Annotated in this window: 19 protein-coding genes; 2 read left to right on the top strand and 17 right to left on the bottom strand. The window is 44.7% G+C overall.

Annotated elements, in window-relative coordinates:
* Positions 1–129 precede the first annotated feature (129 nt).
* The 5 genes from alaS to gnd all read right to left on the bottom strand — a co-directional run bounded on the left by alaS (position 130) and on the right by gnd (position 8,605).
* Positions 130–2,811 (bottom strand): alanine--tRNA ligase, encoded by a 2,682-nt coding sequence (gene alaS / locus IE039_RS03590; RefSeq protein ID WP_189428739.1) that lies wholly within the window; start codon positions 2,809–2,811, stop codon positions 130–132.
* 255 nt (positions 2,812–3,066) lie between these two features.
* Entirely contained in the window at positions 3,067–4,401 is a 1,335-nt protein-coding gene (locus tag IE039_RS03585) for an aspartate aminotransferase family protein (protein WP_189428738.1), read from the bottom strand.
* Between the two features lie 62 nt (positions 4,402–4,463).
* Positions 4,464–5,891 (bottom strand): APC family permease, encoded by a 1,428-nt coding sequence (locus tag IE039_RS03580; protein WP_189428737.1) that lies wholly within the window; start codon positions 5,889–5,891, stop codon positions 4,464–4,466.
* Positions 5,892–6,045: 154 nt separating this feature from the next.
* Positions 6,046–7,587 (bottom strand): gluconokinase, encoded by a 1,542-nt coding sequence (gntK, locus tag IE039_RS03575; RefSeq protein WP_010003127.1) that lies wholly within the window; start codon positions 7,585–7,587, stop codon positions 6,046–6,048.
* Positions 7,588–7,696: 109 nt separating this feature from the next.
* Positions 7,697–8,605 (bottom strand): phosphogluconate dehydrogenase (NAD(+)-dependent, decarboxylating), encoded by a 909-nt coding sequence (gene gnd, locus IE039_RS03570; RefSeq protein WP_010003126.1) that lies wholly within the window; start codon positions 8,603–8,605, stop codon positions 7,697–7,699.
* A gap of 168 nt (positions 8,606–8,773) precedes the next feature.
* On the opposite strand from gnd, the gene IE039_RS03565 reads away from it, so the two are divergent.
* Complete coding sequence (locus IE039_RS03565) at positions 8,774–9,625, top strand: MurR/RpiR family transcriptional regulator (RefSeq protein ID WP_048700114.1); 852 nt, start codon at positions 8,774–8,776, stop codon at positions 9,623–9,625.
* A gap of 41 nt (positions 9,626–9,666) precedes the next feature.
* On the opposite strand, the gene udk is transcribed toward IE039_RS03565, so the two are convergent.
* From udk to IE039_RS03545, 4 genes are all read right to left on the bottom strand, one after another.
* Positions 9,667–10,299 (bottom strand): uridine kinase, encoded by a 633-nt coding sequence (gene udk / locus IE039_RS03560; RefSeq protein WP_010002051.1) that lies wholly within the window; start codon positions 10,297–10,299, stop codon positions 9,667–9,669.
* Positions 10,299–11,012: an acetolactate decarboxylase gene (gene budA / locus IE039_RS03555; RefSeq protein ID WP_068850501.1), complete on the bottom strand. Its 714-nt coding sequence runs from the start codon at positions 11,010–11,012 to the stop codon at positions 10,299–10,301. The genes udk and budA overlap by 1 nt, the downstream gene beginning before the upstream one ends.
* A gap of 146 nt (positions 11,013–11,158) precedes the next feature.
* A complete protein-coding gene (locus IE039_RS03550; RefSeq protein ID WP_189428736.1) occupies positions 11,159–13,018 on the bottom strand; it encodes an acyltransferase family protein in 1,860 nt (619 codons plus the stop codon).
* A gap of 117 nt (positions 13,019–13,135) precedes the next feature.
* The gene (locus IE039_RS03545; protein ID WP_010006363.1) at positions 13,136–14,140 is read right to left on the bottom strand and encodes a substrate-binding domain-containing protein; all 1,005 of its coding nucleotides are present in this window, start codon (positions 14,138–14,140) and stop codon (positions 13,136–13,138) included.
* Positions 14,141–14,346: 206 nt separating this feature from the next.
* Here IE039_RS03545 and IE039_RS03540 point away from each other — a divergent pair, with 206 nt between their 5' ends.
* On the top strand, positions 14,347–15,444 hold the full coding sequence (locus IE039_RS03540; RefSeq protein ID WP_010006364.1) for a M24 family metallopeptidase: 1,098 nt from the start codon (positions 14,347–14,349) through the stop codon (positions 15,442–15,444).
* Between the two features lie 46 nt (positions 15,445–15,490).
* Here IE039_RS03540 and IE039_RS03535 read toward each other — a convergent pair whose 3' ends face one another.
* From IE039_RS03535 to plsX, 8 genes are all read right to left on the bottom strand, one after another.
* On the bottom strand, positions 15,491–16,216 hold the full coding sequence (locus tag IE039_RS03535; protein WP_010006365.1) for a CPBP family intramembrane glutamic endopeptidase: 726 nt from the start codon (positions 16,214–16,216) through the stop codon (positions 15,491–15,493).
* A 2-nt stretch (positions 16,217–16,218) separates the two neighbouring features.
* The gene (locus IE039_RS03530; RefSeq protein ID WP_029509055.1) at positions 16,219–16,449 is read right to left on the bottom strand and encodes a hypothetical protein; all 231 of its coding nucleotides are present in this window, start codon (positions 16,447–16,449) and stop codon (positions 16,219–16,221) included.
* Positions 16,433–17,266 carry a Cof-type HAD-IIB family hydrolase gene (locus IE039_RS03525; protein WP_010006235.1) on the bottom strand — a complete coding sequence of 278 codons (834 nt, stop codon included), beginning with the start codon at positions 17,264–17,266 and terminating at the stop codon, positions 16,433–16,435. The genes IE039_RS03530 and IE039_RS03525 overlap by 17 nt, the downstream gene beginning before the upstream one ends.
* 52 nt (positions 17,267–17,318) lie before the next feature.
* Entirely contained in the window at positions 17,319–17,777 is a 459-nt protein-coding gene (locus IE039_RS03520; RefSeq protein WP_189428748.1) for a SprT family protein, read from the bottom strand.
* On the bottom strand, positions 17,777–19,291 hold the full coding sequence (locus IE039_RS03515; RefSeq protein WP_048700128.1) for an ABC transporter permease/substrate-binding protein: 1,515 nt from the start codon (positions 19,289–19,291) through the stop codon (positions 17,777–17,779). Before IE039_RS03515 ends, IE039_RS03520 begins: the two co-directional genes overlap by 1 nt.
* Before the next feature lie 103 nt (positions 19,292–19,394).
* Positions 19,395–19,874, bottom strand: coding sequence for a free L-methionine (R)-S-oxide reductase MsrC (gene msrC, locus IE039_RS03510; RefSeq protein ID WP_010005255.1), 480 nt, complete (start codon positions 19,872–19,874; stop codon positions 19,395–19,397).
* 374 nt (positions 19,875–20,248) lie between these two features.
* The gene (locus tag IE039_RS03505; RefSeq protein WP_019040020.1) at positions 20,249–20,497 is read right to left on the bottom strand and encodes an acyl carrier protein; all 249 of its coding nucleotides are present in this window, start codon (positions 20,495–20,497) and stop codon (positions 20,249–20,251) included.
* A 42-nt stretch (positions 20,498–20,539) separates the two neighbouring features.
* Positions 20,540–21,592, bottom strand: coding sequence for a phosphate acyltransferase PlsX (gene plsX, locus IE039_RS03500; RefSeq protein WP_029509050.1), 1,053 nt, complete (start codon positions 21,590–21,592; stop codon positions 20,540–20,542).
* Between the last annotated feature and the right edge of the window lie 117 nt (positions 21,593–21,709).

The following is a 21,709-nucleotide window of genomic DNA, read 5'->3' as shown; positions in this document are numbered from 1 at the left end:
CGCACACGCTCCTTTCTTTAGTTGCTCACGCTGACGACTCAGTCTAGCGTGACTAATTGTCCTAAATCTATTTTACCTTATAAATATGACAAATATATCACAGAACCATAAGATTCTAAATAAGTGATGTTAGTTTTGTGCCAAAAAGTCAGCGACTGCCGCAAAGGCATCGGGAATACCAGCTGGATTCTTACCACCAGCTTGCGCCATGTCTGGGCGACCACCGCCACCGCCACCAACGCGTGGGGCAACGGCTTTAATCAAATCACCTGCTTTAATACCAGCTGCATTGGCTTCTGGTGAAGCCGCAACAATGAGGTTGACTTTACCATCAATGTCAGCTGCTAGCACTAACACTTCTGATGGGTAATTTGCTTTCCAATTATCAGCAACTTGACGTAAGCCATCCATGCCAGAAACTGGCAATTGCGCCACAATGTAAGTGTGGCCGTTGCTTGTTTGAACGTCGTTAAAGACTTCATCAGCGGCTGCATTCGCCAATTTCGCTTCAACTGATTCTAATGTCCGTTGTGTTGCCTTTAATTCGGCTTGCAAATCGGCTACCTTGTCAGGCGCATCCGTAATTTTTTGTGCTTTCACTTGGGCGGCAACTGCTTTCAAGGCGTTTTCTTCTGCCTTATATAGTGCAAGTGCGTCTAAGCCAGTAACGGCTTCAATACGGCGTACACCAGCCCCAATGCCAGATTCTGAGACAATCTTGAACAAGCCAAGTTCGGCCGTTGACTGCGCATGGGTACCACCATCAAATTCCTTGTTAAAGTCACCAATTGAAACGACCCGGACAACATCGCCATACTTTTCGCCAAAGACTGCGACAGCCCCCATTTGTTGCGCTGTTTCAATATCTGTTTCCAGCCATGAAATCGGTTCATTTTTAGCGATTTCCGTATTCACCATCGCTTCAATCTGATCAAGATCGGCGGCAGATACTGGTCCTTCGTTGGTGAAATCAAAACGCAAATAGTCAGGTTCAACCAATGATCCTGCTTGGTGGACATCGCCACCAAGCACATTCCGCAAGGCTTGATCTAACATGTGGGTCGCCGTATGGTTCTTTGATACCGCAACATGGCGTGCCATATCTACCCGCAAAACAACGTTTTCCCCAAGCGTAATGTCAGCCAGCACATTAACAGTATGCACATGTTGGCCGTTTGGTGCCTTTTGGACATCAATCACTTCCGCCACAACGTCACCTTGCTTGTTCAAAACTGTCCCAAAGTCAGCAACTTGTCCACCCATTTCAGCGTAGAACGGTGTTTTATCAAAGACTAATTGGCGTTGTTCACCAGCGACTGCTTGATCAAGCAAAGCATCAATGCCATCGGCATCTTGACCAATAATGGCCACAACTTCAGCTGAATCAACCGCTGTTTCTGACCAACCAACATATTCAGAAGCAACTTTCAAATCGGTCAACACAGCATTTTGGACGCCCATTGACTTGTCATTTGAACGCGCTGCACGCGCACGGGCACGTTGTGCTTGTAAGGCTTCATTAAAGCCGTCCACGTCAACAGTTAAGCCAGCTTCGGCAGCTTGTTCTTGCGTCAATTCAAGTGGGAAGCCATACGTATCTGACAACTTAAAGGCATCTGCACCAGAAATTTGTGTTTTTCCGTCGGCCTTTGCCGCTGCAATCACATCGTCCAACAAAGCCAAACCACCAGTCAACGTTGCATTGAAGCGCTTTTCTTCAGCTGCAACCGTCTTTTGGATACGTGCCGCGTTTTCCAGCACTTCTGGATAATAGCTTTGCATAATTTCCCCAACAATTGGCACGAGTTGCGTCAAAAATTCGCCTTGAATGCCTAACTTTTGACCATGCAAAACCGCCCGACGGAGCAAGCGCCGAATGACATAACCACGGCCTTCGTTTGAAGGCATCGCCCCATCGCTAATGGCAAACGTAATGGCCCGGATATGGTCAGCAATCACTTTAAAACTGGTGTTACTATCAGAATCTTTTGTCCCATCATACTTAAAGTTTGGTGACAAAGCTTCTGTTGCACGAATAATTGGTAAGAATAGATCTGTGTCAAAGTTTGTCCGGCCATTTTGGAACACTGAAACGACACGTTCGAGCCCCATTCCCGTATCAATGTTCTTGTGTGGTAATTCTGGATACTGTGAATTATCCGTCATACCAGGCAAATGGTTAAATTGTGAGAAGACGATGTTCCAAATTTCCAAGTAACGTTCATTTTCACCACCTGGATACATTTCTGGATCATCATCTGGTAAATCTTGAAAGGCTGGGCCACGATCGAAAAAGATTTCTGAATCAGGTCCTGAAGGCCCTTCACCAATATCCCAGAAGTTGTCTTCAACTTCGTAAATATGACCAGCTGGCAAGTCCGTTTTTTCTTCCCAAATCTTCTTGGCTTCTTGGTCTTTTGGATAAACAGTCACATACAAACGTTCTTTATCCAAACCATACCATTCCGGGCTCGTCAACAATTCCCAAGCCCAAGGAATCACTTCTTCCTTGAAATAATCGCCAATTGAAAAGTTCCCCATCATTTCAAATAATGTGTGGTGGCGAGCTGTCTTGCCAACATTTTCAATATCGTTGGTCCGAATGGCCTTTTGCGCATTCGTAATACGGGGATTTTCTGGTACGACAGTCCCATCAAAATACTTTTTTAATGTGGCCACACCCGAATTGATCCACAACAAAGTCGGATCATCTTGTGGAATCAAATTTTTTGAAGGGACAACTTCATGCCCTTTTGATGCAAAGAAATCCAAAAACATCTGACGGACTTCTGCTGACGTCAATTCTTTCATTGGTAATTCTCCTTGATTTGAAATATAAAAAGACCAGAACAAAGTGCGGACGCTTCACCGTGGTACCACCGCATTTTGTAATGATCTTCAATCTTTACCTTCATAAACTCATAACGCTGAGGTGCGGTAACCTTTCGGTTACAATACGATCTGGGAGCGCAAAATTTGTGATGTGTGTTTTGCATTAACCAACACATTTCTGACTGGCATCGCGCAAATTTTGTATATCCAGATTTCTTTAGTTATTATAGCACATTACCACCCAATATGATGATCAGTTTCTGGTAAGTCGAGTTCATCGGCCATGAACGCCTCAAACGTTTGCGTTAATTTATCAAAAGCGGTTTGTAATTGTGCCCGCGTGATGACAAGCGGTGGCTGAAAGCGTAGCACATTACCACGCAAACTAATCATAATCACGCCTAATTGAAATAAACGATAGATAATCTTAGTGGTGCCCGCAACGTCAGCCTGCCCATCAGCGGTCACAATCTCAATCCCACCATTTAACCCATATAGCCGTACATCGCCAATAAACGGATACTTTTGTGCAGCCTGCTCGAAAAATTCACGGGCGATAGCCCCCAATTCTGCGGAACGCGCAACCAGATTTTCTGCGTCTAATACATCAAGTGTCGCCAAGGCAGCTGCAGCAGTGACCGGATTGCCAGCCGTCGTATAAACATTTGCTGGTGCCGCGAGACTGGCCATAATCTCCCGACGACCAACAACGGCACTTAACGGCAAGCCACTGGCCAGTGATTTACCCATACTTAACAAATCCGGCGCAATCCCAAAGTGATCAATCGACCACATTTTTCCGGTGCGCCCTAGGCCCTGATTGACTTCATCCACCGCAAAAACAATCCCATGTTCCCGCGTGAATTGATACACCAACTCCATATATGCTTGTGGTGCTTTGATGATGCCACCATCGCCTTGAATCGGTTCAATAATGACCATAGCCACTTCATCGGCTGGCAAATATGTCTCAAACGGTAACTTAAACGCTTGAAATAAACGCTGCGAGAATTGCGCATCCGTTTCACCAGCTAATCGTTGTGACGGATCAGGATAAGGGACTTTCACAACGTCTGGCAAGAGTGGGCCCATTTTCCGTGTCATATTCAGACTAACCCCCGAAATAGACATGGCGCCGTAAGTCGACCCATGATAGGCACCTGTAAAACTCACAATATAGGATCGGCCCGTGTAGGCGCGCGCTAATTTGATCATGGCATCATTGGCATCGGAACCCGAATTGCCAAACAAGGCTTGTTTTTCAAATGTCCCTGGCGTAAGCGCTGTCAAGCGTTGCACCAGTTGTGCCGTAGTCGTATTAGCAAAATACGCTGGTGTGTACTGAATTAGCTTTTGGGCCTGTTGTGTAATCGCGACCACAACTTTGGGATGGGCATGACCGACATTGGTGGCACTCGCACTGGCCAACAAGTCAATGTAATCTCGACCATCCGCATCCGTCACAATCGCGCCCTGCCCATGATCAATGACCAGGTCAAAATAATTTACCCGTGATACCGCTGCCAAATGTTGTTGTTCCGCAGCTAAAATTTCTTGATTGTTTGACATGGTCCACCCTTTTTTTCTGACAATAAAAGCCCTGGTTAACCAGGGATTGAAGGTAAAACAACTTATTTTGACAAATTACTATGACGCGCCCCATAGACCGCATAGATAATCAAACCGATCACAAACCAACCAAAGGCATAGAGTTTCGCTTGGTTGTCCAAATTAAAGAAAATGAAGCCTGAACCCAAGGCTGCCAAAGCTGGCAAAACTGGGTAAAATGGCATCTTGAAGCCTGGTTCTTGGATATCTTTTCCTTCACGTGGTCGCAAAGCATAGATCCCAAATGACACAATAATAAAGGCAATCAACGTCCCAGCTGAGATCAAGCCAGCAAGTTCTGTAAAGCTAAAGACTGAACCGACTAAGATAGCGATAATTGACAAAGCCAACAACGCATTGTTTGGCAGACCCTTACCATTCACATCCCCAAGGAAGCTTGGCAATAAGCCATCACGACCAAAGGCGTACAACAAACGTGAACCGGCCAACATCATGCCAATAATGGCAGTAAACATCCCAACCAAAGCCACAACAGACAACAAGTTAGACGTAAAGCCGTGACCTGATTGAAGCAAAGCCCAAGCCGCAGGTGCTGCGTTGTTTTCATACTTTGAGTAATGGAACATACCGACCAATACCAAAGCAACCGTCACAAACAATACCGTGGCCACCACCAGTGACCCAATGATACCACGTGGCATTGTGCGCTTAGGATCCTTGGCTTCCGCAGAGTTGGCCGCAATCGAATCAAACCCAATATAAGCCAAGAAGATTTGTGAGGCACCGGCAACAATTCCTTGCCAACCACCAAACGTTGTGCCTGGCTTATGTTCTGGAATAAATGGCGTATAGTTACCTGGATGGATAGCCGTCAAACCAACGCCAATGAAAATCAAAATGACCAAAACTTTTCCAACCACTAAGATATTTTCCACACGTGCGGTAGAATTTGTGCCGCGCCACAGTAACACGGTGACGATTAACACAGCAAACAAAGCCGAAATATCAATCACACCCCCATTACCGGCAGCAAAAGAACCGGCTAATGCTGGTGGCAAGACGCGATTGTGTGATGCTAGGAACAGCTTAAAGTTAGCTGACCAACCAGAGGCGACAAACGCCACGGCAATAAAGTACTCAGCCAGCAAGGCCCAACCAGCAATCCAGCCAAACACTTCACCAAAGACAACGTTCGCCCATGAATAAGCTGAACCAGCAAATGGTAATGCGGACGCAAATTCAGCATACGCAAAGGCTGCAAGTCCTGACACAATGGCAGCAATCACAAATGAAATGGCGACAGCAGGTCCGGCATGATCCGCCGCAACAATCCCTGGTAATGTGAAAATAGCAGTTGACACAATTGTCCCCACACCCAACGCTAACATGTCTTTGACACCTAGTGTTTTGTGCAAATGTGCATCGCTATGTGAAAAACTTGCGGGGCTTGCTTTATGCAGCCAGCCAGTCTTCGGTTTTGAATCCGACATGAATCTATCCCTCCAAAGGTTACAAAGTTACCAAATAATATTAACATTTTCTAATATTAGTGTCAATGAAAAAACAGAATGATATATTCTGTTTTCAATGATATGGTCACTAGGGTTGATAAAACCCTGCTCATTACGCCGATAATACCACAAATTATGATTTTGTATGTTTTCGCTGGTAAGTTGCAATACTGTCATATTCCGTTTGCAATTGCCGTGATAAACGGATGAAAATTGGCGCTAATTCACGATAAGCTTCAAAGTTTTCTGGCATTGGTTGGTACGTATTAGCTGTGCCGACATATTGTTCAATGTCATATAAATCATCAATCAAACCTAAGGCTTTTTGTGCCACAATCACGGCTGCCAATGAACCAGATTCAAACGCTTCTGGTACCGTGACCGGTTGTTCAAAGATATCAGCAAACATTTGTCGCCATAATGGTGAACGAGCAAAGCCACCAGTTGCTTGAATGGCCTTTAAATCACCCACAACTTCTTCCAAAGCCAAACTCACCATATAAACGTTAAAGGTAATGCCTTCAAGAACTGAACGCAACATATGCGCCCGTGTATGCCCATGATTTAAACCAAAGAATGACCCTCGAGCATTAGCATCCCAAATCGGCGCGCGTTCGCCACCTAAATACGGATGGAAAATTAACCCGTCAGAGCCCGCTGGCACACGGGCGGCAATTTGTGTCATAAAATCATAGGCGTCGAAACCTAATAATGCGGCCGTTGATTTTTCTGCATCAAACATATTGTCACGCGCCCAACGGAAGACATCTCCACCATTGTTTACTGGCCCACCAACAACCCAATGATCCTTGTCTAAGGCATACGTAAAGGTACGCCCTTTTGGATCAATCACTGGTTGATCTGATACCACCCGAATGGCACCAGATGTGCCAATGGTAATCGCGGCAACGCCAGGCTTCACCGCATTGACACCAAGATTTGATAATGGCCCATCTCCAGCCCCATAAACAAACGGTGTATCAGCCGGAATCCCAATTACCGCAGCATATTCAGGCGCCATGGTCGTTTCATATTCATAAGGTTCAACTGGTGTTGGCAGTTGCGCTTTCGTAATCCCTGTCACCGCCAACGCTTGTTCATCCCAATCTAACTTAAAGATATTAAACAAGCCAGTCCCAGAAGCTAACGAAATATCCATTTTGTTAGTCCCAAAAAGTCGGTGGAACAAATACTCTTTAATCCCCATATAATGGGCTGCTTGGTTAAAGATGTCAGCGTGTTCTGCTCTCAACCACAGCAATTTCGACAAGGGTGCCATTGGGTGAATGGGTGTCCCCGTCTGACTATAAATCTCTTGTCCTAAGCCGGTCGCCTTCAACTCTTCCGTGTATTTGACCGCCCGCGTATCTGCCCAAGTGATAACCCGTGTTAACGGTTGCCAATCTTGATCGAAGGCAATCAGCGAATGCATCGCTGATGAGAACGATACAGCAGCAATTTTATCGTCACCTTGTAACTTTGCTGCGCGAACCACTTCACTTAAGGCATCAATCAAGGCCTCAAAAATTTCATCCAAATCTTCTTCAGCCATATCAGGCGCATCGCGATACAGTTTGTAGCCTTTATTAGCACTGGCAACAACTTGATTGCGATCATCAAACAACACCGCTTTTGTTGATGTTGTGCCCAAATCGACGCCAATCATATAATCCATAGTTTTCCCTCATATATCAATGATAATCGTTCAACAACTTGTGCAGATACAGAAAAAGCTCCCTAGCGGGAGCTTTCTGTTCAAAAAGATTGAGCAGGTTAAAAGTTAATTACTTTGCTGAATCCATTGCGTGACCACCGAAGCCGTTACGCAAAGCTGAAACAACCTTACCTGTAAATGTGTCATCTTGCAATGAACGGTAACGCATAGCAAGTGACAAGTAGATAACAGGTGCTGGTACTTCAAGATCCAATGATTCTTCAACAGTCCACTTACCTTCACCAGATGAGTGCATACGACCAGTGATTGCATCCAACTTAGGATCCTTAGCGAATTGTTCTTCAGCCAATTCCATCAACCATGAGCGGATAACTGAGCCGTGGTTCCACAACTTAGCAACTGCTTCGTAGTCGTAGTCGAATTGTGACGCTTCCAAAACATCGAAACCTTCGGCGATGGCTTGCATCATACCATATTCGATACCATTGTGGACCATCTTCAAGTAGTGACCTGAACCCAAACGACCTGTGTACAAGTAACCATCTTCTTCAGCAAGTGAGTTGAACAATGGTTCGATTGTCTTCCAAGCTTCGGCGTCATCGCCACCGATCATGAAGTTACCACCGTTACGGGCACCGTTCATACCACCAGAAGTTCCGGCATCGAAGAACTTGATACCAGCAGCAGTTGTACGCTTGTTTTGTTCCAAGTTGTCCTTGTAGTTAGAGTTACCACCATCGATGATGATGTCGCCCTTGTCCATCTTTTCAATCAATGTGTCGATTGTTGAGTTTGTTGGGGCACCAGCTGGTACCATTACCCAAACAATCTTTGGTGAAGGCAACTTTGACAACATGTCGTCAATGTCAGTTGCGCCTTCAACAGCTGGTGAGTATTCAGTTGCTTCGCGAACAAATTCAGGGTTCAAATCGAACGCAACAACTTCATGGCCGTTATCAACGGAGTTCTTTACCAAGTTCAAGCCCATCTTACCAAGGCCGATCATCGCAAACTTCATGGTTTACATACCTCTTATGTTTTTTGTATTTTTACTACACTCTTATTATATGAAAATATTTTACACATTGCAAGCAAATGATTGTAAAAAGTTTTCGTTTCTTGTATAGTTAATTTATAAAAATGACGTGACTTTGCGCACTGCGCACTATCAGTAGGAAGATGCCCCATGGCTCGCAATATTATCGCGCAACTGCGCGCACAAAAAAATCAGTACAATGCGACTGAAAACAAATTAATTAATTATATTTTAGCTGACACAAAACGTGCGCAAGAAGCAACCATTCAAGAACTGTCTAACGGCTCTGGGGTGTCCACAGCAACAATTTCACGCTTTGCGAAAAAAATTGGCTTTGACTCATTTCGTGAATTCTCTGTGGCAATTGCTAGCGCTGCCTCAACCGCAACGCCCGTTGACTTTTTCGGTGAAATTACCGATGACGACGATACCATGGCGATTTCACAAAAAGTTTTTGCGGGTGCTACCAATGCTTTACATGCCACGTTAAATCATTTAACCGCTGCTGATTTGGAAACTGCTAGTGGTTATCTGATCGCAGCACGGCGTGTTGGCTTTTTTGGCATTGGCGGTTCCTCCATTGTCGCCTTTAATGCGTATCACAAGTTCTTAAGAACACCTCTCGATGTCATTGCGCACCCAGATTATGACATTCAACTCATGCAGGCTGTTAAGTTAGACCATGACGATGCGGCCGTGGTGATTTCTCATTCTGGTCGCAACAAGGATACATTACTTGTTGCCCAAAAGTTAAAACAAAATGGCGTGAAAGTCATTGCCATTACGTCTTTTGCGGACTCAGCGCTGGCAAAAATTGCGGATTTAGTCCTGTTGTCGTTGGCCGAAGAAATCAATTTCCGTAGTGAGTCGATGAGTTCGCTCATTGCCCAAATCACTTTGATTGATACGCTCTTTACCCTGGTGGGGTCCTATTTTTCACAAAATACCCAAAACGTGGTCGATAACATGCGTAGCGTCATCGAAGAAACACGCGCCCATTAACTAAAAAACAACCAAACGGTATGACCGTTTGGTTGTTTTTTTTAATCTTTTTTCAACATGGCTTTTGCTTGGTTGGTTAACATATCAATAGCGACAAGGTTTTCGCCACCTTCAGGTACAATAATGTTGGCATAACGTTTTGTGGGTTCCACGAACTGATGATACATTGGCTTCACGGTTGCCAAATATTGCTCAATCACCCCACGAACCGTACGGCCACGTTCTTCAATATCGCGTTCAAGCCGGCGTAGGAAGCGAATATCGTCATCGGTATCAACAAATATTTTCATATCCAAAAGATCACGGACACGCTCATCATTAAACAATAAAACACCATCAACAATCACAACATTAGCTGGTTCAACCCGTTCCACTTGTTTAGAACGCGTATGGTTGGCATAGTCATAGATTGGCTTATCAATGGGTTCATTGCGCAATAAACGCCGCAAATCAGAAACAAAAAGATCCGTTTCAAATGAATCTGGGTGGTCATAGTTCGTCAACACCCGTTCTGACATGGGCTTGTCTGACTGATCCTTATAATAAGAATCTTGTTGTAGCAAAATTGCGACTGATCCATCAGCCGTTAACCGTCGGACTAATTCCCGACTAACTGTGGTTTTACCTGAACCAGAACCACCTGTAATGCCAATCACTAAAGGTTTATTTGCCATTATTGTTGCCCTCCTTCACTCGCTTCAATTCCGGCCAGTAAGCCATCAAAATCAAGCGTCATCTCGCGGTATGCCGGATCATGAATTGGTAGATGTTGTAAAAACTCATCAAATACTTGCAGCGTCCCTGAGATTTGGCTTGCTGAAAAATCTAAAATGTGACCGGCAAATTGCAAATCATCCGACAAGAAATGCACGTGCCAACCAGCGGCTGTTGGGCCATTAAAAATTTGCGGCGCAAAATAACCCACAACCGTACCTGTCACGTTTTCACGTTCAAATTCCGGTTGGTTTTCCGCAACGGCCAACAAACTTGGGTATGGTGGGACTTGTTTAGGCGCAATGCGTACATGCACACGAGAAAATTCACCGTGAAACTTTACTGCCGCAAACACATTTTGTAACTGTTCTGCTTTTAGTTTTGCACTTAACGTTGAAAAATCAACTTGTGAAAACGGTAATTGTTGCGTCGGTGTATCAAAATGTACCGAAGCAAACGGCATCAACGTATCTGGGTTCGTAATGTGGTTAACTTGTCCATCACTTTGCGCTTGATAGACTTCGCCATCTAACAAAATGACTTCGCCATCTAAGCCTGTCAAAGTGCCAATGCCGGTATCGCCATGTTGTCGCAATTCAGCAACTGTAATCGTGCCTTGCATTTGTTTGCCCATAAGCATTGCCAATGTTCCGTGCTGATATAAACGACTCATTTTATTATATTGATGTGTCACGCGACACACTTCCTCCAAATTATACTGTCTTATATTTTAAGCGAATAAAAATCGACTGTAAAGGGTTACGGCTTGTTTTTTATTGCTAAACCCCCAAATAAATAAAAAAACTACCTAACGGTAGTTTACTTAACACCTGACACGCGACCCACCGTTTCAACGAGCAACCGGACATACTGGCGATCGCCTAACGGTCCTTGATGTACCCCATCATCGGCAAACCAGTCACCATGTTGCTTGGCCACTGCGTACCAATCAACCACGTGCAAATTCTTATACGTTTTCTGCGCGGTTTGTAACAATTGATTGTTACTATCCTGCCAAGGACGAGACTGCACAAAGTTATTCATCCAATAGACCTGACGCTTTTTACCGGCAATTGCCATAATTTGATCTAAGTCTTGCTTCTTAATCGTCCCATTTGTCCCTAAGCCAATGAGCAGATTATCTGCTAATGGTTGTGCGGCTGCGACCTGCGCCATGATTTTTGGCGTTTGATAAGGTTGTCGACCGACTGCCGCATCCACCACCATATGCGGATTAACTTCTTGTAGATAAGGCGCAGCATCTAACATGACCGAATCACCAAAAGCTTGAAATGGCATGGCTTGGAAAGCGAGATACTGGGCTGGCTGTAAGCCATAATTTTTAACAAGGGCTTGCTGTTCTGGTGACAAGTGCGTCGACTGCCCTTTTTTAGCCGCACTGGTGTCACTATTTTTCTTGGCCAACGCGTTGCGTTTTTCAACCGCTGCTTGGTTTTGGCGTAATTTCTTTTCCAAGGCCGTTTCTGGTCGGGATTGACCAGCTTGTGGTAACAACAAACCATAACCAATCAACACGATGACCGCACTTGTGGCCGCCAAGACAATAAAGAAGCGATTACGTGATTCAGACAAATGTGCGATTTGGCGCTTAAAGTAGTCCTGTCGTCGGAAAGTCGTTTCGACAAACCGATAACTCAACTCACTCACAGCCAGCACAATAATCACTTCTAAAAAGAGATGCCAGAAGGTTGGTCGATAATTTGGTATGAACTTTTCATAAAAGATAAAGACGGGTAACTGATAGAGATAAATACTATAACTCCGTGTCCCCAGATACGACATCATCGGATTATCTAATCCCTGACTGAGCCACGATGACGGATGTGCCACTACGGCAATAAGAATAGCCATAATGGTAGTCATCAAGTACATCAAACCATAATACGTCGCTGGGATTTGGCCATTTAACCATAAAAAGCCAATCATCGTTATAGCTAATGCCACACCACCGACAATGTCTAACCCCTTTTTAACTTCAGGGTGCACTGCCGGATTGAGATGTGTTGCGGGCCAAATAAAAGCTAACGCTGACCCAAGTAAGATAGCAAAGAGACGCGTATCAGCACCATAGTAACTCCGGTTAATGTTACTAGGATCATACAACACCGCCATTAACACCGCGCTGATAACTGACAGTCCCAACAACCCAAGCGCTACATATTGGCGTTTTAGACGTAGTTTTAAAATCCCCCATAAAACAAACGGCCAAATGAGATAAAACTGACCTTCAATCGACAATGACCACAGATGGGTAAAGGGTGAAGCACCGCCAAATTGTTGGAAATAAGATTCGCCATGGCCAATGGCCCAAAAATTATAAACGTACAACAAATTAGTCAGCACAACATAGCGTAAATTATAAATCAGTTGCCGATCAAATAAGAAAATAATCGTCACCGTAATTAATAATAAGACCACTAGTGCTGGGTAAAGACGCTTAAGCCGGCGCGCATAAAATTGCCACGGTGCAATTTTGTCATGACGATCATATTCTTGGATTAACAGATCTGTAATCAAATAACCTGATAACACAAAAAAAAGCGGTACGCCCAACCAACCCCCAACGATATGAGTTGGTAAAAGATGAAAGGCAATAACACCAATAACGGCAATGGCACGCAGGCCGTCAAATCCTGTGATGTAACGTCTTTTTCTCATTTGGAACGAACCCCTTCAAGCACTAATGGCAAAATAAAAAGCAAACTACTCTCACTAGTTTACTTTTTTAACGTTTAAATGTCAATTGTTACTATTATATTTCTTTAAAATGAGAAATCAATCAAGGGTTGTCCCGCGACGTTCTAATGTATGGGGTAATTGTACCTGTGTATCGTCAATAATTTCATTATTCATCAACTTCGTCAACATGCGCATCGCCACCGCCCCAATGTCATACTTTGGTTGCCCAATTGACGTTAATTCTGGCCGTGTCACAATGGCAAACTTGGTATCGTTAGACGTGATAATTTCAAAGTCTTCTGGCACGCGTTGGCCGTGTTCTTGCACATAATTCATAATGCCCAAGGCCACTTCATCATCATAAGCAATGACAGCATTTGCCCCTGCTTGCAATACTTTTTCAGCAATTTGCATCCCTGCCGCATAATCTTGATGTGCCGTAAAGAGCAAACCTTCATCAAATTCGATACCAGCAGCCTCTAAACCTGCTTGATAACCAACTAATCGATGCAAGCGATTAATGGCATGTGACATTGGCCCTGTCACTAACGCCACACGACGATGGCCATGATTAATGACCGTCTCTGTTGCCTCTTGAATGGCGTTGACATAGTTGATATTGACACTTGGCAACTTGCCTTCGCTGTCTACTGAACCCGCTAACACCACGGGCGCATCGGCAGCAATTGTATTCAAGACTTCGCGATCTAACTCATTACCCATGAAAATAATGCCATCGAATTGTTTGCTAGACAAATTGTTCACAGCCATTGTTTCCCGAACTGGATCTTCATCCGTATTGGTCAACAAGACATCATAGTGATACATATTCGCCACGTCATCAATCCCACGTGCCAATTCGGCATAGTACATATCAGTGACATCTGGCATGACCACGCCAATTGTTGTTGTTTTCTTTGAAGCTAACCCACGGGCAACAGCATTCGGATGATAGCCAAGCTCTTCAATGGCATCAAGTACCTTACGTTTTGTAGAATCGCGGACATTGCTATTGCCATTGACCACCCGTGACACAGTCGCTAGCGACACCCCGACACGATTCGCCACATCATAAATTGTTGCTGAACTTTTTTTCTGCATAGTTAACCTTCTTTTACATTTATCTTTAAGAAACCGTTTACATCTTCATATACCTCTTTTTATTATAGCAAAAATCAATCAGATTGCAAACGCTTACAAGGCTATATCGTCAAGTTTTCATCATTGTTTCTGTTTGTTACAAGAAAAGACACTTTTTTGTGAAAGTGTTAAAATGGAAATAATACATTTTAACAAAGGAGCGATAAATGACTAATCAAAAACTCACGACACTAACACAATGGCTCACGGACCAACAATTAGATGGTGCCATCTTAACGAATTTCCATAGTGTGGCCTATCTTTCGGGGTTTGAATCTGACCCCATGGAACGTGTCCTCGCTTTGGTTATTTTCGCTGACCACGAGCCGTTTCTATTCGGACCAGCCCTTGAAGTCAATAGCATGAAAGCCAGTGGCTGGACTTACCCAGCCTACGGTTATGATGACCAAGAAAATCCTTGGGCCAAGTTGGCACAACATATCCGTGCGCAATCTCACGGTACCGCCTTTGCCATTGAAGCGGATAATCTAACTGTCACCCGCTACAACGCCTTACAAACTGCTTTACCAAATGTCACGTTACAAAAGGACATTACGGCTGAAATTAATCGGTTACGTTTGATTAAAACACCTGATGAAATTCAACACATGTTAGCGGCCGGCCGTGATGCTGATCGCGCTTTTGAGATTGGTTTTGCTGCCCTCGCTGAAGGCGTTACCGAATTAGGCGTTGCTGCCAAATTGGAATATGAACTCAAGCTTTCTGGTGTGCCAGGTATGAGCTTTGACACGTTGGTCCAGTTTGGCGCACATGCCGCTGATCCCCATGGGGCGACATCATCACGCCAGTTACATGCTGGCGAAATGGCGCTATTTGACTTAGGCACTATGACTGAGGGTTACGCCTCTGACGCAACGCGTACAGTTGCTTTTGGCCCCATCAGCGACCAAGCTAAAGCTATCTACGACGTCACCCTTGAAGCCCAATTGGCTGCGCAATCTCAGGCCAAAATTGGCATAACCGCTGGTGAACTAGATGCCATTGCCCGTGATATTATTACAAAGGCCGGTTACGGTGATTATTTTGTCCACCGCCTCGGCCACGGTCTTGGGGCTTCTGTCCATGAATACCCTTCAATCATGGCTGGCAGCGATTTGGTACTACAAGAAGGGATGGTCTTCTCGATTGAGCCAGGCATTTATATCCCTGATGTTGCTGGTGTCCGAATTGAAGATTCTGGCTATATGAGTCCCGATGGGTTCGTCCCTTTCACACACACGCCAAAAACATTACAACAATTCTAAAACAAAAGACCCTAACACAGCCGTTAGGGTCTTTTTCAGTGTTGCATTACCGGAAAACTTGTAAGATAAGCGGTAACATGGACAACGCATTATTCAAGAAATGGATAGCAATGCTATCTTGAATATTACCAGTCTTTTTGTACACATAAGCTAAAACCATCCCCATACTCATGTACAAGGCATAACTCAATAAGTCGGGCAAGTTCGTTGGAATATCACCCATGTGTGGGAAGGCAAATAACAAACCAGACAAAATAATGCTGGCCCACCACCAACTGTGACAGAAAAAATAATTAACCACTAACCCACGAAAGACAATTTCTTCAACGACGGGCGCTAAAAATACCGCATAAATCAACATCCCAACCATGGTAATGTTGACCTGTGACACGAGCGCTTCAATAGCCACTTGATTTTCAGTATCAACACTGCCAGTGATAGCCATTCGAATCATATTAATCCCATATTCTAGGCCAACCATGACAAAAAACATGCCGACAATATACCACAGATGACGCCAATCACGGATATTTGGTTGGTGAAAAACTGGTTGGCGCGTCGTCTTTTTCAACAATCGATACGCCAGGTAGCCTAACACGCTATAGCTCACTAACATCAAGCTCACATACAGGAGTTGTTGACCAACGGATTGCTGCGAATTGGCGGCCACTAACAAACTTGGCGTTAAGACCAACAAAAAAGCCAGCCCGATAAAATTAAACAGGCGTCGACCTAATGATTTAGGGTTTGGATTTTGGGATAAATCAAGCAAAATTATTCATCATCCTTTTCTTCATGTAATAACTGTTGTCGCCGAGCCAGCCAAAATAACCAAATATAACCCACGTTGACGAGGACAAACAAAACAACCGTCAGACCTAACGTTAAGGCTAATGACCAATGCTGCCAATCACTCACCAGAAATAGCGTCAAAAATAATATAATCGCTAGTCCGCCAAGTAAGAATCGTGCAAGCAACAGCGCTAATTTATGATTTTTGGGCATAGTGCTGAATAAAATCGGCAACTGCCGCTTCGTTATTGGTTGTCGTTAACACAACATCAGCTAAGGCCTTAATTTCCGGTTTAGCATTGGCAACGGCAACACCAACACCGGCGGCTTTAATTTGTGCTGCATCATTCAAATTATCACCAATCGCCGCTGTATCGTCACGGGCAATGCCTAAAATATCGGCTAGCTCTAAGCCTGTTACCCCTTTATCAACGCCCTTCGGGTTAAACTCAACGTATCGGTTTGAACTAAAGGTGACCAACATCTCATCGCCAACAACGGCGGTCACCGCATCAGCGATTGCCTGTTGGACAGCAGGATCGGGATGTTCAAAAATAACCTTCATAACAGGGCCTTCGTTGGCCATAAAGCTCAAATCGGTTGTCGTGATTTCAGTATAAGGCACTTGTCGCTCTGTCATGTAACGTTGATCGGTGGCTGAGATATTGTAAATGTACAAGTTATCGCGCGTATAAACGTGCGTGTCGACGACATCGTTTACTTGGCCCAAATCAAATATTTTTTGGGCTAATGTCAACGACATGTCGTGTTCAACAACAATTTCTTCCTGACCATCTGGGGCAATCGCCACAATAGCCCCACCATTATAGGACACAACGTATTGCGTTGTTTTGTTAAGGCCAAGTTGTGCTAATGTCCCATAAACAGACTTGTATGATCGGCCAGTATTGGGTACAAAATAACCGCCATTTTGGGTAAAAGCCTGAATAGCTACGATATTTTCTGGATGGATTGTCCCGTCATCGTTGAGTAAAGTTTCATCAAGATCCGATAGAATAAGTTGTATCATATGTCACTCGCTTTCTCGTTACTGATGTCTTTATTATACCTGAATGTTGCCACTAAGAATTGGGAACTTCCCCAAGCAACCGTAACGTCCCATGACATTGGCCACAGCGGTACTTGTCGACTTGAATGCGTCGCTGTCTGGTTAGCACATGACCATTGCAACACTGATAACGCCACAGGCGTTTTGGCTTGGGCGCTGTTGTCACCGCTAATTTAGGGGCATAGCGCGCGCCACCGACTGCTGCCAGTAACTGCTTAAAGTCACGATCACGATGCCGGTAACCTTGATGTTGCAGATGCAAATGATAATGCACTAATTCATGTTTAATAATCCCATCAAATTCAGGTAGCGCTGCCATTTTCGGATTAAACTCGAGATGGTGACTATGCGTAAAATAACGCCCACCAGTCGTTTTTAAACGGGCATTAAAGGTGGCTTGATGTTGAAACGGTCGACCAAATGCTTGTTGCGAGAGCAACATCACGCGCTGTTGTAATTCTGCTGGTGTCATCATTTCAGTAATTTGTGTGCTTTCAAATAATTAATGGCGACTTGCTCTGCCGATTGATGGTTGACATTGACCGCATAATTCATCGTTTGCATCTCTTCATTGGTGATGTGACCTGCCAATTGATTCACCGCACGCACAATTTCTGGGTGCGTTTTGGCAAAATCTGAGCGCATCAGACCAACTCCTTGATAAACTGGGAAAACATGCCGATCATCAGCCAACACCTTCAAATGATATTGCTTTAATTGTGAATCAGTCGTGTAAGCATCGACCACTGATACTTGCTGTTCACGCACAGCTTGATAACGCAGTGCTGGGTCCAAACTCACCTTGGGTAAATTCAACCCATACGTCTGCTCAATTGCCAGCATGCCATCAGGTCGATCTAAGAATTCTGCCGTCATCCCTGCCTTGGCGTGCGGGAGGTGCTGCAAATCCCCAATTGTTGTTAAATGATATTGCTTGGCCAAATCTTGCGGTACGGCAATCCCATACGTATCGTTGAATTGCATGGGTTGCGTTATCGTCAGCTGTTGTGCTTGCGCAACCTTTTTAGCAGCTAAATAAGTCGTTTTGGCATCAGCACCTACTGGTAAGGTCACTGGCGGTTTGGCCAGCGTTGCGGTGATCGTTCCGGTAAATTCTGGATAAAGATCAATCTTTTTGCTAGTCAACGCTTCATACAGAAAGGTGGTCACCCCAAAATTTGGTTTTAAAATCACCCGCGTCTCTGGTTGCGCTTGTTTAATCAATGCCGCATACATGTGAATTAGAATTTCTGGTTCGGATCCCAGTTTACCCGCAATGGTAATCGTCTGGGGGGCTTGTCTTTGCGGTAATAACGGCGCGACACTACCACCAATAAAGAGCACACTCAAACCAACCAACACCACACGGCGCCAAGTTTGCTGCAACTTGGCAAGCCACCGAACGCCAAAACTACCAACTAACGCTAAGGCCGCTGATGCAAACGCCCCGATTAAAATAAGATCGGTATTATTCCGGTTAATACCAAGCAAAATGAAATCACCTAAGCCACCAGCACCAATCAGCGCCGCTAAGGTAGCTGTCCCAATAATCAATACAATGGCCGTCCGTAGACCAGCCATAATACTTGGCTGTGCCAATGGTAATTGGATTCGTCGCAAGACCTGTCGGCGAGATAACCCTAAAGCACGACCCCCATCGCGGACATCTTGATCAACCTCCGTTAACCCAAGATAAGTATTTTGAAAAATTGGTAATAACGCATAAATCACCAGGGCAATTAATGCCGCAGGTGCCCCAATCCCCACCACAGGAATCAGTAATCCTAAAACTGCCAGTGACGGCAAGGTTTGAAAGAGACCCGTTAGTTGTAATAACCATTCTGCGTAGCGCCGATGATTTTCAGCCCAAATCGCCAATGGTATCGCAATCAGTGCCGCAATCACGAGTGCGGCGACTGTTAATTGAATATGTTGCCATAGCGCTGTCACGAATTGATCGTGACGCGTCATGAGTGTTTGCCACATGTTTGTTACCCTTTTATGTACGGTTATGTGTCTTAAACACACAAACCTCAAGGCGCATGATAATGCGCCCTGCCCCTAATTTAATATTGTTGCGTTATTGGCACTATTTGACATAGGCTAATAACGTTTGCACAAAATGTTCTAAGTCCGCACGATCTTGTGCCGAGAAACGCTGACGCGTTGGTGAATCAATGTCTAAGACGCCAAGACGGCGCCCACCAGCTGTTGTCAATGGGATCACAATTTCAGCGTTTGAATTAGGATCGCAGACAATATGATTGGCAAAGGTGTTCACATCATCAACCACCACGGTTTCTTGGACACTAAATGCGTGCCCAACAACCCCAGCTTCCGGTGCAATCAACGCAACTGCTGGCTTGCCCAGAAATGGGCCAACAACTAATTGATTTTGAGTGTCATCATAAAGATAGAACCCAACCCAGTTAATGTCGGCAACGTTTTGATATAAAATAGCCGCCGCATTGGCATAGTTGGCCATCGGGAAGTCTTGGCTCCCCTCACCTTGAATCCAAGTGTCAAGTAACTGAGAAATGAGTGGTGCTGGTGATTGAACTGCTGACATGTTTTTTCCTCCAAAGATGCTGTTTTAGTTGTGGTCATCATTATTGTATTAAAAAAGCGTCGCTACACGAACGCTATGATTCGTATAGGGACGCTGCTTGCGTGGTACCACCCATGTTCGTAGTGTTAACTACCTCAAAAAATCCGCTGCCTTTTGGTCAGCACGATTAGGGAAGATAACGGTTCCCACCGATCGCTTAGCTTGCACTGCACGAACGTGTGTCATGAGTTCATCTTCACATTGCCAAAGTGGCTGTTTTCACCAAACACAGCTCGCTGGACACTCCAACAACATTACTCTTCTCAACACATTAAAAATGATTAACTTGAAAATCAGTATAGCTTAATGTCGCACGCCTGTCAAATGACTAATTTTTAATTTTGATGTGCGACGATATAGTCAACTGTTTGTTGTAACGTCACCAAGTTTTCAGCATCTTCATCTGAAATGCTGACGTTAAACATATCTTCGACTTCTAACACCAATTCAACAAAATCAATTGAATCCGCATTAACATCCGTCAAAAAGTTTAAATCTGGCGTCACCGCTTCACGCTTAATACTAAAACGCGTTGCAATTTCATCTGCCATCATGTTATAGATTGCTTCTTTTTCCATCGCCATGTGTTATTCTCCAATATCTCTTCAAATCGTCACAGCTCGCTATTAGCCGTTAACTTGTGTACTTAAAGCTTCTTTTCCAGCTTGTAATTCGTCTTTGTGTGCTGCAATAAACGTTTCAATATCTGGCACCAATTGGTGGTCCAACATGGTCTTAATTTGCCCCATTGTGTTGGCCACTGCCGGTGCCTTCGCTGAACCGTGCGTCTTAACAACAGGCGCCTTCACACCCAAAATAACTGCGCCACCGGCTTCATTATAATCGAGTTGCTTTTGCACTGTCTTAAAGGCAGGCTTTAAAAGCGCACCACCCAACTTACCACGCACACCGGCAGCCATAATTGCTGCTTTAAGTTGCTTAAGCATCATTAAAGCAGTCCCTTCTGTTGCTTTCAAAGCGGCGTTACCAGAGAAACCATCCGCCACAACAACATCAGCAGTTCCGGCCAGTAATTCACGGGCTTCAATGTTACCTAAGAAGTTAAAGGCTGTCGTGTCTTTCATCAAAAGATGGGCTGTTTTATGCACTTCATCGCCTTTATCTTCTTCCGCGCCATTATTCAACAAGCGCACCGTTGGATCCGCAATGCCAAGGACATGTGAGGCATAGAAGCTGCCCAAAATACCATATTGGTAAAGATGGGCTGGTTTGCTCTCGGCATTGGCGCCTAAATCCATAAAGACAAATTGATCATGTGCCCCACCAAAACTCGGTAAAGCCGTTGCCAAAGCCGGTCGATCGACCCCTTTGATCCGACCCACCAAGAAAATGGCACTGGACAACAACGCACCAGTATTGCCGGCACTAAACAAAGCATCGGCCCGGCCATCTTTAACTGCCAAAGCTGCTTGCACCATTGATGAGTCCTTCTTACGACGCATGGCTTTGACAGGTTCATCCCCCATCTCAATCACTTCTGTTGTAGGGATCAGTGTCAAGCGCTCCCAGTTTTGAACCAGTGGCTTGACCGCTGATTCAGTGCCAAATAGCAGAAATTCTAGTTCAGGGTAGCGGTCACGTGCCAGCTCAACCCCTTTGACAATTTCAAGCGGGGCGTAATCGCCACCCATGGCGTCTATTGCGATTTTTTTAGTCATCTATATCGTTGGTTGCTGGTCCAGCCAATTTTTGACCGATATGACCTAGCAACCCTAGCCTCCAAATTTCAATCTTTATCTATTTTATCATTTTTCACGACCAGCCGCCGAAGATAT

The sequence above is a fragment of the Leuconostoc lactis KCTC 3528 = DSM 20202 genome (assembly GCF_014651235.1).
Taxonomy (GTDB): Bacteria; Bacillota; Bacilli; order Lactobacillales; family Lactobacillaceae; genus Leuconostoc; species Leuconostoc lactis.
Note: the sequence above shows the minus strand (reverse complement) of the source record. Positions and strands in the feature narration are given on the sequence as shown.